The 13,758-nt window shown below is 36.3% G+C and carries 11 protein-coding genes, 1 tRNA gene and 1 pseudogene; 10 read left to right on the plus strand and 3 right to left on the minus strand.

The annotated features are described in order from the left end of the window. Window positions 1-5 precede the first annotated feature (5 nt). The 6 genes from ftsL to ACZBKJ_RS08415 all read left to right on the plus strand — a co-directional run bounded on the left by ftsL (window position 6) and on the right by ACZBKJ_RS08415 (window position 6,784). Window positions 6-392: a cell division protein FtsL gene (gene ftsL, locus ACZBKJ_RS08390; protein ID WP_463200575.1), complete on the plus strand. Its 387-nt coding sequence runs from the start codon at window positions 6-8 to the stop codon at window positions 390-392. Beyond that, complete coding sequence (locus ACZBKJ_RS08395) at window positions 389-2,329, plus strand: peptidoglycan D,D-transpeptidase FtsI family protein (protein WP_463200577.1); 1,941 nt, start codon at window positions 389-391, stop codon at window positions 2,327-2,329. The genes ftsL and ACZBKJ_RS08395 overlap by 4 nt, the downstream gene beginning before the upstream one ends. A 73-nt stretch (window positions 2,330-2,402) precedes the next feature. Beyond that, window positions 2,403-3,929 carry a UDP-N-acetylmuramoyl-L-alanyl-D-glutamate--2,6-diaminopimelate ligase gene (locus tag ACZBKJ_RS08400; RefSeq protein WP_463200578.1) on the plus strand — a complete coding sequence of 509 codons (1,527 nt, stop codon included), beginning with the start codon at window positions 2,403-2,405 and terminating at the stop codon, window positions 3,927-3,929. A 115-nt stretch (window positions 3,930-4,044) separates the two neighbouring features. Then, window positions 4,045-5,532 carry a UDP-N-acetylmuramoyl-tripeptide--D-alanyl-D-alanine ligase gene (locus ACZBKJ_RS08405; protein ID WP_463200579.1) on the plus strand — a complete coding sequence of 496 codons (1,488 nt, stop codon included), beginning with the start codon at window positions 4,045-4,047 and terminating at the stop codon, window positions 5,530-5,532. 3 nt (window positions 5,533-5,535) lie between these two features. Beyond that, window positions 5,536-6,645, plus strand: coding sequence for a phospho-N-acetylmuramoyl-pentapeptide-transferase (gene mraY, locus ACZBKJ_RS08410; protein WP_463200580.1), 1,110 nt, complete (start codon window positions 5,536-5,538; stop codon window positions 6,643-6,645). Window positions 6,646-6,711: 66 nt separating this feature from the next. Continuing rightward, window positions 6,712-6,784: transfer RNA gene (locus ACZBKJ_RS08415), tRNA-Gln, on the plus strand. 124 nt (window positions 6,785-6,908) lie between these two features. Here ACZBKJ_RS08415 and ACZBKJ_RS08420 read toward each other — a convergent pair. Together ACZBKJ_RS08420 and ACZBKJ_RS08425 are read right to left on the minus strand one after the other, a co-directional pair. Then, window positions 6,909-7,568: a phosphoesterase gene (locus ACZBKJ_RS08420; protein WP_463200581.1), complete on the minus strand. Its 660-nt coding sequence runs from the start codon at window positions 7,566-7,568 to the stop codon at window positions 6,909-6,911. Window positions 7,569-7,587: 19 nt separating this feature from the next. Beyond that, window positions 7,588-9,087, minus strand: coding sequence for an RNA ligase (locus tag ACZBKJ_RS08425; protein ID WP_463200582.1), 1,500 nt, complete (start codon window positions 9,085-9,087; stop codon window positions 7,588-7,590). A 203-nt stretch (window positions 9,088-9,290) separates the two neighbouring features. On the opposite strand from ACZBKJ_RS08425, the gene rtcR reads away from it, so the two are divergent. Together rtcR and ACZBKJ_RS08435 are read left to right on the plus strand one after the other, a co-directional pair. After that, complete coding sequence (gene rtcR, locus ACZBKJ_RS08430; protein WP_463200583.1) at window positions 9,291-10,901, plus strand: RNA repair transcriptional activator RtcR; 1,611 nt, start codon at window positions 9,291-9,293, stop codon at window positions 10,899-10,901. An 88-nt stretch (window positions 10,902-10,989) separates the two neighbouring features. Continuing rightward, window positions 10,990-11,160 (plus strand): hypothetical protein, encoded by a 171-nt coding sequence (locus tag ACZBKJ_RS08435; protein WP_463200585.1) that lies wholly within the window; start codon window positions 10,990-10,992, stop codon window positions 11,158-11,160. A 295-nt stretch (window positions 11,161-11,455) separates the two neighbouring features. On the opposite strand, the gene ACZBKJ_RS08440 is transcribed toward ACZBKJ_RS08435, so the two are convergent. Then, complete coding sequence (locus ACZBKJ_RS08440) at window positions 11,456-12,682, minus strand: multidrug effflux MFS transporter (RefSeq protein WP_463200586.1); 1,227 nt, start codon at window positions 12,680-12,682, stop codon at window positions 11,456-11,458. A gap of 133 nt (window positions 12,683-12,815) precedes the next feature. Here ACZBKJ_RS08440 and ACZBKJ_RS08445 point away from each other — a divergent pair, with 133 nt between their 5' ends. Beyond that, a complete protein-coding gene (locus ACZBKJ_RS08445; RefSeq protein ID WP_463200587.1) occupies window positions 12,816-13,310 on the plus strand; it encodes an acyl-CoA thioesterase in 495 nt (164 codons plus the stop codon). A 106-nt stretch (window positions 13,311-13,416) separates the two neighbouring features. Beyond that, a pseudogene (locus ACZBKJ_RS08450) lies at window positions 13,417-13,754 on the plus strand (aldehyde dehydrogenase family protein); the annotation flags it as partial. Window positions 13,755-13,758 lie beyond the last annotated feature (4 nt).

The raw sequence follows: 13,758 nt of genomic DNA on the forward strand, positions 1-13,758 counted from the left end.
AACAGATGACCCATCTTATGAAAAAACATAAAATAAACCAATTGGTAACTGAAGATTCTGATTTTTCAAATGTCAAAGACCCGATCGGGTTGTATTGGTTGATTTTAGTGTTTTGTTCAGTATTGATTTTGATGACGGGCATATCTATTGTTATTCAGACCCAGGAACGTCATCAAGTTTATCATCATTTACAAGAATTAAAAAAACAACATGACAACTTGTTGATTGAAGAGCAGCGTTTATATATTGAGCAGCAGACCTTTAGTGCCACCTCGCAAATTGTTAAGCGTTCTGTTGATGAATTGGGGATGTTTTTTCCTACCAAAAACAATAAACAAGTGATTAATCTAGAATCAGAACAACCCTCCAAAACCAATGAGGGCAAGCCATGAGTCATAATAATAAATCCAAAAAACTTGCTGAAAAATTAAAACAAATCGGCAGTCTTGACAAACAAACCGATAAAATTGGACGTAAAAAAATCCGAAGGGATAGAAAAAGTGTTACCTTAATGGGCGGTTTGCATGATATTAACCGCTTTCGGTTGATTTGGGTAATAATGGCTATTTGTATTTTTATGCTTGCCAAACGAGCGCTTGATTTACAAGTGATTAATGCTGATTTTTATGTTCAAAAAGCAGATGGTTTTATTACTTCGCGACAAGTTTTAACTACGCAAAGAGGCATGATTTTGGATGTCAATGGTGTGCCATTAGCCGCCAGTGCGCCTTTGACGACCGTGATTTTTGATGCTCATCAGTATGCTGAAACTTATTATCAAAAACGAAAATTGCTGCAATCTACCCAAGATGAAAAACAAAAGACGCGATTTACCCAAGAGCTTGAAAATATGGATTTGGCTAAAATTTCATCATTAACCAAAATTCCTTATAATGAATTGGCTCAATTGGTTAATCTTAAAACGAACATTGATGTTAGAAATTTAGAAGAGGTCAAAAAGGCACTACCAGAAGGCAAGAATTCCCGTCGCTTGATTTTAATGAATAAAGTCATACCAGAAATGGCAGAGCCTTTATTGTCTTTAAAGATTCCTGGTATCTCAGAAGAAAAACGTTTTCAAAGATTTTATTTACAACCTGAGCCAAATGCAGCAATATTGGGGTATATGGGTGATAAAGCTGATAAAAATCAAAAACCTCAATACGTTGGTATATCGGGTTTAGAAAAAAGTCATCAAGAAACTTTGGCGGGAAAATCAGGGAAAATTTTAACTTTTATTGCTGGCAAAAAGTCAGTGGAAGAACTCAAAGAAATCACACCAAAAGTTGATGGTAAAAACCTCACATTGACATTGGATTCTCGCTTACAATATATCTTATTTGAAGCTTTATCTGAGCTTGGACGGGTGCAGTCAGCTCGTTCAAGTTCGGGTATTGTGGTTGATGTACAAACAGGCGATGTGGTTGCCATGAGTTCTTGGCCTTCATTTAATGCAAATAACCTTAATGACCGCACCGCATTTAATGAAAGAAATCGCGTGGTTGCGGATGTTTTTGAACCCGGTTCAGTGATGAAACCCTTTACCGTTGCTGCTGCTTTAAAATCGGGCAAATTTAACGTCAATACCCCCATCAATACATCACCTGGCTCAATTAGTATTGGTGATCGTCAAATTAGAGATGCAGGAAATTACGGCGTGATAACGATGAGTAAACTCATCCAAAAATCCAGCAACGTTGCCAGTGTGAAAATTGCTTTAGCTTTGCCTAATAACGGCATTGCAGAGATGCAAAGAAGCTTTGGTTTTGGCAAAAAAACCCATTTAAACCTGCACGCTGAAAGTTCAGGTGTATTAAAAAATCCAACCAATACAGGCGTTAGAGCAACAATGGCTTATGGTTATGGGCAGCAGGTTACCCTTGCTCAACTTGCTCAAGCTTATGTTGCTCTTGGTAATAATGGCGTTTTAAATCCACTGCGCATTATCAAAGATGAAGAAAGACCCAAACCCGTTCCTGTTATCAGCCCAGAGCATGCCAAAGCTATTGTTATGATGATGAAAGCGGTAACGGAAGAAGGAGGTACTGCCCCGTCAGCTGCTATTAATGGTTATCATGTTGCAGGTAAAACAGGCACCAGTCGGCGTATTGTTAAAGGTAAATACAGTCAAAATGAATACCGTAATATTTTTGCAGGGTTAGCACCAGCATCAAACCCACGTTTTGCTGTAGTCATTTTAGTCGAAGACCCTAAAAAGGATAAATACGCAGGTAAGACGGTTGCGCCTGTTTTTGCTAAAGTTATGAAAGAAACCTTAAGACTTTATAATGTACCTTTTGATAAACCTTTAGATGTCAATAAAAATTAATCAATAAAATCTGTCAATATTGATAAGCAAAAAATTGATAAACTGCCAATAATCATCATTAAAAGGAAAAAAGATGACCACATTTACTTTTGCTGATTTTGAATCGATTTTAGCCAGTCATATTGCTCCAGATGATTGGCAAAAAATCAGACACTTACCCATCACAGGCATCTGTAGCGATAGCCGAGCGGTTAAAAATGGTGAAATTTTTACTTTGTTATCTGTCAATCCTGACATCAAAGACAAAGCCAAAGCATTTATTACTCCGCTTTCTAGCGCCGCGGTATTGTCTGAATTTTCCAAAGCAGAAATGGATATTGATGACGCACCCATGCCAATTGTATACATACCAAATTTGCGTTTGGTATTGGGGGATTTTATCGCTGCATTTTTGCAAAAACAACAAGAGATTTCTTTACCTAAGATTGTTGCAGTTACAGGTACAAATGGTAAAACCACCATCAGTCAGCTGATTGCTCAGCTTGGCGAATTATCAAATACGCCATCAGCGATTATGGGAACAGCAGGCAATGGACGTATTGGAAATTTAACCCAATCAACACATACCACAAGTGAAGTGATTAAAGTTCATGAATTTTTATACGCTATGGCAAAACAACATGTGGGTATGGTTGCTTTGGAGGCCAGCTCTCATGGACTGCATCAACATCGTTTGCAAGGCGTGCCAGTCCAAGTAGCAATTTTTAGTAATCTTTCTCGCGACCATTTGGATTACCATACGGATATGGACTGCTATGCAGCGGCTAAAGCTAAATTATTTGATAACACCTATTTTACGCACCTACATCATGCTATCATCAATATAGACGATACTTTTGGTCAAAAACTGGCTGAAAATTTATCACATTCTGCTATGACTGTGTGGACATACAGCCTAAAAGATTCTCAAGCTGATTTTTTTGCTCAAAATATCACCCCAAGCCTTGATGGCACAACCTTCGAACTTAAGACTCCTTTTGATGCTAATCCCATCAAGCTTCACAGTCCTTTATTGGGGCATTTTAATGTCGCTAATTTGCTGGCAAGCATTGCTGGCTTTTTAGCAATTTATCCTAACAAATTTCAAGAGTTACCAGATATTATTCGCCAATTACATGGGGCTCGTGGACGCATGCAAAGAGTAGCAACGCCTGCCAATTTTGGCTGTTTTATTGTCGATTATGCGCACACTCCTGATGCATTGGTTCAGGTTTTAACCAGCTTAAAAGCTCATTGCACTGGAAATTTATGGGCTGTCTTTGGGTGTGGTGGCGACAGAGATAAGGGCAAACGCCCACAGATGACTAAGGCAGGTTTGGATTATGCTGACCAAGTTATTTTAACCGCTGATAATCCTAGAAGTGAAAATGTACTGGCAATTTTAAATGACATGCAGGTTGGTATGACCTGTGATGACCATTATAAGACCCAAATCATTCCTGACCGTAAAGAAGCGATTTTGTATGCCATTAAACACGCTAAGGCTGATGATATTGTATTAATTGCTGGCAAAGGTCATGAAACCTATCAAGAAATTAATGGGGTTCGTTATGATTTTGATGATGTAAAAATCATACAGCAATACACCCAAACCAATTAAGTAGGTTGCAAGTTTTAGTTATAAATACTCATTGTGGTTTAATTCATTATTTTAATATTTGTTTATCAATAATTTTATAAAAATTAATCATTTAGAAGTAAAATTGGAATCGTTTATGCGTTTATATCACTGGACAAGCCAAGCGCTTTTAATAGCAACTGGCGGGGCTTGGCATAATTTAACCACTGATTTTAGTAGCACACACATCACCACCGATACCCGAAAAATTAAGGTTGGTGATGTTTTTGTTGCTTTAAAAGGTGATAATTTTGATGGACATGATTTTATAGAAACCGCTTTAAAAAATGGCGCCGCCGCTGTCATTGTAAACCGTCTAGTTAATGCCGATATCCCCCAGTTATTGGTTGATGATACGAGATTGGCACTGGGCAAACTTGGTAAATATCGCCGAGACCAACATCCTGATTTAACGGTAATTGCACTGACAGGTTCTAGCGGTAAAACTACCACCAAAGAAATGATTGGTTCAATTTTTAATCAAATAGCACCCACTTTGATTACCAAAGGCAATCTCAATAATGATTTGGGCGTGCCCATGATGCTTCTTGAGCTTAGTGATGAACATAAATTTGCTGTACTTGAGCTTGGCGCAAACCATTTGGGTGAAATCGCTTATACTGCCAGTTTGGTGCGTCCAGATGTGGCATGTGTGCTCAATATTGGCACGGCACATTTGGGCGAGTTTGGCGGTCAAGAAAGCATTGCCAAAGCTAAAGCGGAAATTTATTCAGCATTAACCAAAGATGGCGTGGCAGTTTTGCCGTTTGGTGATAAATTTTTTGAGTTTTTAAGCCAAGAAGCTCAAAAATTTACCTCTAATTTAATTACTTTTGGGGAGACCACCGTTCCAACCGCTGAGGCAGTAGATTTTGATTTACTTAGTCCAGAGGCGCAAGCAGAATTTGCTGACATAGATAATGTTTTGGTAATGGGCGATGTATTTTCTGACGATGTGGTTTTAAACAATACACATAGCACGTTTGAACTGGTATGTAGTTTTGAAGTGGATAAAATTGACAGTGTAGTTGTTGAGTTACCCTTTATTGGTGAACATAATATTACCAATGCGTTGGCGGCGGCAAGTGCAGCTTTGGCGCTGAATGTGCCCTTGCAACTGATTCAAACAGGTTTACAAAACGCCTGCCCCCCAAAAGGACGTTTAACACGCATTCAATTTGACAACCATTGGCTGATTGATGATACATATAACGCCAATCCAACATCAATGTTGGCAGCTGCTCAGGTGTTAATTGGTGAAGACAAACAAAAAATTTTGGTTTTAGGTGATATTGCTGAACTTGGTGACATGGCAGTTTTAGAACACCAAAAACTAGGAACGGATTTGGCCGAGCTACCTATAGATAAAATTTTAACGTTAGGACCACTGATGCGTCATTGCACAGATGCAGCAAATCAGCTTCGAGCTGACCTAAGCACTCATTTTGATAATAAACAGGCTTTGTTATCACATCTAACATCTTTATTGGCAGAACCTTCTGTTGTGTTGTTTAAAGGCTCACGCACCATGCGTATGGAAACCTTAATTCATGATTTAACCTGCTCTACTCAAAAAAGCGAGTGATTTATGTTATATTGGCTCATTGATTATTTAGATATTTTAAGAAGTGAAACCATTGCTTCGCTTGCTTTAAGAAGTCTTTTGGCGGTTATTACCAGTTTGGCAATTGTATTAATGCTGGGCAAACCAGTTATTGCCTACCTTAGAAATTTAAAATACGGTCAAGCTGTTCGTGATGATGGTCCCAAAACCCATTTGGTAAAACAAGGCACTCCAACGATGGGCGGGGTGCTGATTTTAGCGGCAATTGGAATCAGTACGCTATTATGGTCAGATTTATCCAATCCTTATGTATGGATTTTGATGGCGGTGATGGTGATTTTTGGAGCGGTTGGCTGGCGTGATGACTGGCTAAAAATAAAACATAAAAACCCACAAGGTTTGGTTGCTCGTAAAAAATATTTTTGGCTATCGGTTGGGGCAATTTTAGCAGGCGGGAGTTTGTATTATCTTGCTACCAAACAAAGTCCTACTACAATGAATGCCATGCAAGACGTGCTGATTCCTATGTTTAAAGATTGGATTATTCCATTATCAGCCATCCCTTATGGTATTGGTTTTATGGTTTTGACTTACTTTACCATTAATGGTTCATCCAATGCGGTCAATTTAACCGATGGCTTGGATGGACTGGTCATTTTACCAGTCGTCTTGGTAGCAGCTGGATTAGGAGCGTTTGCTTATGCATCAGGGCACGCTGAATGGTCTGTTTATCTTAATGTGCCTTACATTACCTATAACACAGAAGTGGTGGTAGTTTGCGCATCTATGATTGGAGCTGGTTTAGGATTTTTGTGGTTTAATGCCGCTCCTGCTGATGTCTTTATGGGCGATGTTGGAGCGTTGTCACTTGGCGGTATGCTTGGTACAATGGCAGTCATGACCCGTCAAGAGCTTGCTTTTGTGATTATGGGTGGAATTTTTGTTGCTGAAGCTTTATCGGTAATTTTGCAAGTAGGTTCGTATAAACTGCGCAAAAAACGTATTTTTTTGATGGCGCCTTTACACCACCATTTTGAAGAAATGGGATTAAAAGAAACCAAAGTTGTCATTCGTTTTTGGATTGTATGCATTGTTTTGGTGGTTTTGGGGTTAATGACCTTAAAACTTCGTTAAAAGAATTAAAAAACTTAATAAAAAAACTTGCAATCTAAAAATTTTTTGGTATAATTCTGCACTCATAGGGGTATCGCCAAGTTGGTAAGGCATCAGGTTTTGATCCTGACATTCGTTGGTTCGAGTCCAGCTACCCCTGCTTAGATTTTTCATAAAATTTATTTTACATAAATTTGGAAAAAAGCCAGTTAAGAAATTAACTGGCTTTTTCTATTCTAACTATTTTTAGCCTTGAACTATGACTGTTGAGTGTGTTTTGGTGTTTATTGCTCAGCATTCATCATTGTAAGCCAGTTTTTGATTTGTTTGGCGGTTTTATCACAATCAGGCGACGTTAAAGGCATTTCATCAACATTAAAGTGATTTACTAACGGTAAATTTGCCAAAAAATTATCAATATCATCCAAGCTCAATAATCGTCCATGTAAATCAAATCCTACATTTAAAGCTCGTCCTTTGACGGCCGCCAAACGGTCGTGTAGATGCCCATATAAATGATACCAGCCTTTATGACAACCTTCCCATTCTATCATTGGGTAATGGCTTAAAATTAGGGTACGTTTATATTTATCTTGGTTGAGACGAATTTTGCCATACTCTGTAATGGATGATAGTGCAGGCTTGCCGCAGGCTTTTTTGGTCGTTAAAAACGTTTGTGTGTTTTGTCGAATAACATCGTCATGATTGCCTAAAATCAAATGATGCGTCCCCTTTAATTGCAGCAACACATCCAAAATTTCTTGTTTGTGATGAGAAAACGACACGTCGCCTAAATTATAAACAACATCGTCATCACCCACGACACTATTCCATTGATTGATTAAAAATTCATTCATCAGATTAATGTCTTTTGGGCGAAAGGTTGGACAAAATTTAATAATATTTTTATGGGAAAAATGTAAATCCGAAGTAAAATAAATCATATTAAAACCTAGTGCTTAGTTAAATTTTTTCCAAAAAATTTTGGATAAAGGTAATTTTATCAAGTTCAGACAATTGATTAAAAATATCTTTATTTTCTTTGATGTGGTCAATCAAAGGGTAATATTCTTCATCAACGTGGTTTTTATTCAATTTTCTATTAATGCTTTCTTCATTGCTTCTTCCTAAAAATTTAGAAACCAAATAAAAGGGGGATTTTAATTTAAATAACAACTCTTTGGTATGACTATCAAAAACCATAAAACCTTCATGTTTGACAGTTTTTAATAAGGTTTTTGCCTCTTTAAAACTTATATTGCAAATCATCTGTGGTCTTTTTAAGACCAGTTCTTTTTGCGATTGATTAAAATCATCAGCAATTTGATTTAATCTTTCTTCGCTAAATTGTTCAGAAGTTTTGACATTAATCACACCAATTAGAGTTTCCCCAAAATCTTCTTTGATGATATGAACATCGTTTTTGTCAGTAATCTCAAATAAAAATGTATGGTTGGGATATTGTTTAAATAAGGATTCATACTTTTGACAATGATTTTTAGTCATTTTAGCAAAATCACTGTCTAATGAACCAGTTGTGGAGTATAAAACTTGATGGTTAAAATCACGATCAAAACTGTCGTGATTTTTATCTAAATCAACATAAGTACACACACCCAAAAAACCATTGACTTTAACCACTAAATTCACCAAATGATTATCGTCAATATCAATGGGGTATTTGCTGGTTTTACTAATGCGCTCACTGTAATTAAATACTTTTTTAAATGGACGAACGATGATATTATTGGCTTTATCCATAACAAGACCGCGCATTTCTAATAAAGCGTCATCAAAATTATTGTTATAAAACACTTTACGAGCGTATTTTAATACTTTTAAATCAGGATAATTTTTAGAATATTTGGCAGTAAAATTACCATAATTAAAAGCCAGATATTCATCACTGATGTATGTATGCTTTTGACTATTGTATTCTAATGGTTTTTTATCAAAAATTCTAAGTTGTTCAATTTTTTCTCGAATTTCTTTAGTCATTGGTCTAATGGGCACTACATCGATCTCATCTTTGAGTTTATTTTTATCCAAACGAATGTAGGCAGCCAAAACCTCAGCTTCTTTAACATGATGGATATTTTCAAAAAAATTATGCAAACGATAGACCGTGCTTTTAAAATGATATTTAGTTGCTAGCGCCAAAAGATGTTTGCACAAACTAATTTTTTGATTGGTGTTTGAATTAATCACCAAAACATTTTTATTAGGATTTTCTTTACCGTATTTAAAGGCATTTTTCATCATTGTCATGCCCTGATTTGCCGCTTTATCCAGTCTTTCGGGCGTCCAGTAATAATTACCATGTTCATCTGTTAAAAGAAGGTCATTTTCTACATGAACAATCAGTGCGTCTGGGAATTTTTGCAAAAATTGAGAAATTGTTTCTTTGGCAAAGGTAGATTTTCCAGAGCCTTGGTGACCGCGAATTAAGATAAATTGTTGCATAGTCTCTCACAATCAATGGATTAATAAAATGAATAAGTTATCTTAAGCAATGGCTATACCATTTTATAAAATAATGATAAAAATTTTATTAATTATTTGAAAATTAAAGAAATTTTTATTTTTTTTATAAAATAACCTTATAAAATTTATGTTAAAATACTAGCTTATTTTCTAATTTTTATTTCATTTATATAAAATAAGCTATGAATAAATTGACTAAAAACCTAACTAAAAAAACGGTGATGATAAGTTTTTTGGGTACAGTATTGGATGCAGGTCTTGGAAAAAAACGTTGGAAAAGATGGCGACCTAACGTAGACATTAATCAATGCACTTCAATTGATGTTGTTGAACTGTTTGTGGCGGATAAGTTTGTTACACTTGGTGAAAAAATCAAACAAGACATCGCTGAAATTTCACCCAATACCAGTGTAAATCTTATTCCGATGGATTTAGATAATCCTTGGGATTTTAGTGAAGTGTATGAAAAACTATCCGATTGGGCGGCGGTCTATCCTTTTGATACCCAAACTTATCAATATTGGACACACATTACCACAGGAACTCACGTTGCGCAGATTTGTTTATTTTTATTGGTAGAAAGCAGACAAATTCCCAGTGTACTGTTACAAACTGCCCCACCTAAAAAAACCGAAGATTCAACCACCCATTTAGGTGAGTTTGAACTAATTGATTTGGATTTAACTCGTTATGATAATATTGCCAAACGATTGGCGCAAGTTAAAAATGACGCTCAAAAATATCTAAAAAACAACATCGCCACCAAAAATCTTGCGTTTAATCACATGATAGCTGAAATACAACAAGTGGCGATGAATTCATCAGCACCAATCTTATTAATGGGCGAAACAGGCGTTGGTAAGTCATTGTTAGCCAAAAGAATTTTCGAGCTTAAAAAAGCACGACATTTAATCAGTGGACAGCTAATTGATGTAAATTGCGCTACATTAAAAGGCGATGGCGCGATGAGTGCGCTGTTTGGTCATGGCAAGGGCGCATTTACTGGAGCGGTTTTGGGGCGAGATGGCTATCTAAAATCTGCTGATAAGGGCGTGCTGTTTTTAGATGAAATTGGTGAACTTGGACTAGATGAGCAGGCAATGCTGCTAAAAGCTATTGAGGATAAACAGTTTTACCCCTTAGGTTTGGATAAACCCGTATCATCAGATTTTATATTAATTGCTGGCACGAATAAAAATCTGCAAACAGAAGTATCGGCAGGGCGTTTTCGTGCTGATTTATATGCGCGAATCAATATCTGGCAATATCACTTACCCAAGTTGTTTGACCGTAAAGAAGATATCGCCCCCAACATTGACCACCAACTGATTTTGGCAAGTACAGAAGTTGGACAAAAAGTGCAATTTGATAAGTTGGCTTATCAGCTTTATTTGGAGTTTGCACTATCAAGTAGGGCAATTTGGTCAGGTAATTTTCGGGATTTGTCCGCCAGTATTTTGCGTATGGCAACCTTAAATCAACAAGGATTTATTACTCAAGCAATTGTTAAAAAAGAAATTACGCGATTAAATCATTTATGGCATGGCGATAATTGCATGCAAAATAATGATGAAATTGTATCCATTATTCCAGCTAATTTGGATGTTTTTGACAAAATTCAACTTGAAAAAGTACTTCAAATTTGTCGGCATTATAAGGCTAATAATGGCAGTCTAGCGGAAGTGGGAAGAGCGTTATTTGATGTGTCACGCAACAAGCGAAAAACCACCAACGACAGCGATCGCTTGCGAAAATATTTGGCGCGCTTTGGAATAAATTGGGAAAAAATTTGATGTTTGGCTCAAAAAAATTTCAACAATTGTCACTATCTTATGATAACACCTTTATAAACAATTAAGTCTAATTAAAGAGGATTTGTCTATGAAGTTTAAATATTACCATCTTTGTCTAATGGCATTTTTCATTTGTATTATTTTGAGTGTGATTTATGCCATGCCTTATGGATTTAATTTTCATGAAGAAGAAAAAAACTTTGAGAAAGCGACAATTTTGGTCATTGCGCCCAATAAAGGTGAAAGAAAATTAAGTTAGAAGCCGATTCTGATGAATACTGGCTGTCTTGTTATGGATTTGAAGAGATATGCACAAATGATTTGATTAATAAAAAATTAGATATAAAAAAAGTAAGGATTTTAGTTAATACACAAAAAACAGTGTTTTTAAACGGGGTTTTATTAGATTATTATGATAATCATCATCATATCAATCAAGAATACGATTCAAAAAAAGATAAGCTGTTTATTTTATTGATAACTAACACTATTTTTAGTTTTAAATTAGCATTGATTTTCTTGGTGATGTTTATTTTTTTGCGTATTAAAAAAATTTAATCCATTTGGGACAAATCCAATGTTTTATCCAAACAAAATGCTAAAAATGTACCAACAGATACTAAAAGTGTGACACTGATACCAAGTTTAACAACAGGACTGGTATTAAATAAACTCAGTAATAAACCGCCAAAAACTCCCACTGAAAATTGCAGTGAGCCTTGCAAGGCTGACGCCATCCCTGCACGTTTTTTTTGAAAAGCCAGAGCAATGGCGGTGGCATTAGGCTGAGTTAATCCCAATCCTGAAATACAGCAAAACAGTGCAATATACACTAACGTAAAGTTAGCCTGTCCACCTAGTAATATACCTAAAGATAATAATACCACACCAGAAACAAGCTGCATCATTGCCCCAAAGCGGAATAATTGCACCAATCTAAAACGTGTGGTCAAAAACTGATTGACCTGGGTTAATGCGATAAATCCTAAAGCATTTGCTCCAAAAGCGATGGCAAATTGTTTTTGTGATAAACCATAATTAACCATAAATAAATCACTGGCGATGGATAAATAAATAAAAAATGACCCCTGCAATAAACCGCCAGCTACAGCAGGCAAAATAAACGTTTTGTCTTTTAGTAAATCCCAATAACCCAAAAAAGTTTGACTGATGGGTTTGGTGTTGCGATTTTCCAAAGCAAGTGTTTCTTCTAAGAAAAAATGCGTTAAAAGTAGATTGAGTACGCCGTAAGCAGCCAAAAACCAAAACAGCGCTTGCCAACTTGCTATAGACAAAATCGCAGCTCCAAGACTGGGCGCTAAAATGGGTGCAATTCCCATCACCAAGATCATAAGGCTAAAGGCTTTTGCGCCTTGAATAGGATTTAATTTATCACGAATGACTGCTTTTGGAACAACCGATGTTACGCACGCTCCTAAGGCTTGAAAGATTCTTGAAATGTATAATGTCATTTCGTGCGTTGTCATTGAGCAAATGATGGACGTAACCACAAAAATACTCATGCCAATATACATGGGTTTAACCCGACCAATACGGTCAGATAATGGACCATAAATCAGCTGACCAATAACCAATCCAATAAAATAAAATGGAATGGAGCGAGAAACTTCAGCAACACTGACACCAAAGTCTTTTGCCATACCAGGAAGTGCTGGTAAATTCATGTCAATTGCTAAAGGACCAATAGCAATCATCATACCCATCATCATTACCCAAAGTGTAGGAAAGGGCTGCTTTAATGCGTCAGTACGGCTATTCATAAGATTCTCAATGGATTGAAAATTTGTAGGCAAGTTTTAAAAAGCCATTATATCATAAAGCAATTTTCTTCATCTTTGGTGTTGGTTATGATATGATTTTAAATTTTATATAAATCCATAAAAAGGAAATAAAATGGCTTTTGATACCATAATACATGACACCCATCATCAACAGGATTATAAAAAACCTGAGTTGTTAAAAGAATATCCATTTATTCACGTCCAACCTGTGGCGTGGGGAGAGATGGATGCTTTTAATCATGTCAATAATGTGGCTTATTATCGTTACGCTGAATCAGCGCGTATTGGTTATTTTCAAGCAACTGGACTTATGAATGGACGCTTTGATTTACTGACAATTTTAGCCTATTCTAGTTGCCAATACCTAAAACCTGTCTGTTATCCTGATACGTTATTGATTGGTGTGCGTATTAAAAAATTAGGTAATACCAGTCTTGAACTTGAATGTTTGATGTTTAGCAAGCACCAAAATGCTGTTGCTGCCAAAGCTGAAGCGGTGATTGTACGTACTGATAAATCGATGAAAAAACAGCCATGGAATGAAAATGAAAGAGCGGTTTTAGGAAAATTTGAGGGGCGAGATTTATCATATCAAGAATCAAAATAATAATAAAATCACTTGCAAAAGCATAAAAATAAGCTGCGGTAAAGATGTTTATTAGAACTTTCTAATAAACAATTCTTATCTTAACCATCAAAAAAAGGAAGTTTTTATGCGTTATGCCAATCCCAACACTCCAAAGCAAAGTTCACTTTAAAACCCAATACGATAATTTTATCGGCGGCGAATGGGGTCGCTTCGGTTTTAGGTAAATATTTTGATGATATTTCACCTGTTGATGGCAAATCTTTTGCAAAAGATGTAGACTCCACTACCAAAGATGTGGAATTGGCGTTAGATGCTGCCCATCAGGCAAAGGATGCCTGGGTAAAAACATCACTCACCAAACGAGCAGATATTTTATTAAAAATTGCTGACCGTTTGGAGGCAAATTTGGAGCTTTTGGCAGTTGCTGAGACTTGGGAAAATGACAAACCTATTCGTGAGACGTTCA

Source organism: Moraxella sp. I5G (assembly GCF_055193055.1).

Excerpts from the sequence above, each read along its gene's own strand:
- ACZBKJ_RS08435 (WP_463200585.1), top strand. The coding sequence starts at position 10,990 with ATGAAGTTTAAATATTACCATCTTTGTCTAATGGCATTTTTCATTTGT.
- ACZBKJ_RS08405 (WP_463200579.1), top strand. The coding sequence starts at position 4,045 with ATGCGTTTATATCACTGGACAAGCCAAGCGCTTTTAATAGCAACTGGC.
- ACZBKJ_RS08420 (WP_463200581.1), bottom strand. The coding sequence starts at position 7,568 with ATGATTTATTTTACTTCGGATTTACATTTTTCCCATAAAAATATTATT.
- ftsL (WP_463200575.1), top strand. The coding sequence starts at position 6 with ATGACCCATCTTATGAAAAAACATAAAATAAACCAATTGGTAACTGAA.
- ACZBKJ_RS08440 (WP_463200586.1), bottom strand. The coding sequence starts at position 12,682 with ATGAATAGCCGTACTGACGCATTAAAGCAGCCCTTTCCTACACTTTGG.
- ACZBKJ_RS08445 (WP_463200587.1), top strand. The coding sequence starts at position 12,816 with ATGGCTTTTGATACCATAATACATGACACCCATCATCAACAGGATTAT.
- rtcR (WP_463200583.1), top strand. The coding sequence starts at position 9,291 with ATGAATAAATTGACTAAAAACCTAACTAAAAAAACGGTGATGATAAGT.
- ACZBKJ_RS08425 (WP_463200582.1), bottom strand. The coding sequence starts at position 9,087 with ATGCAACAATTTATCTTAATTCGCGGTCACCAAGGCTCTGGAAAATCT.
- ACZBKJ_RS08400 (WP_463200578.1), top strand. The coding sequence starts at position 2,403 with ATGACCACATTTACTTTTGCTGATTTTGAATCGATTTTAGCCAGTCAT.
- ACZBKJ_RS08395 (WP_463200577.1), top strand. The coding sequence starts at position 389 with ATGAGTCATAATAATAAATCCAAAAAACTTGCTGAAAAATTAAAACAA.
- mraY (WP_463200580.1), top strand. The coding sequence starts at position 5,536 with ATGTTATATTGGCTCATTGATTATTTAGATATTTTAAGAAGTGAAACC.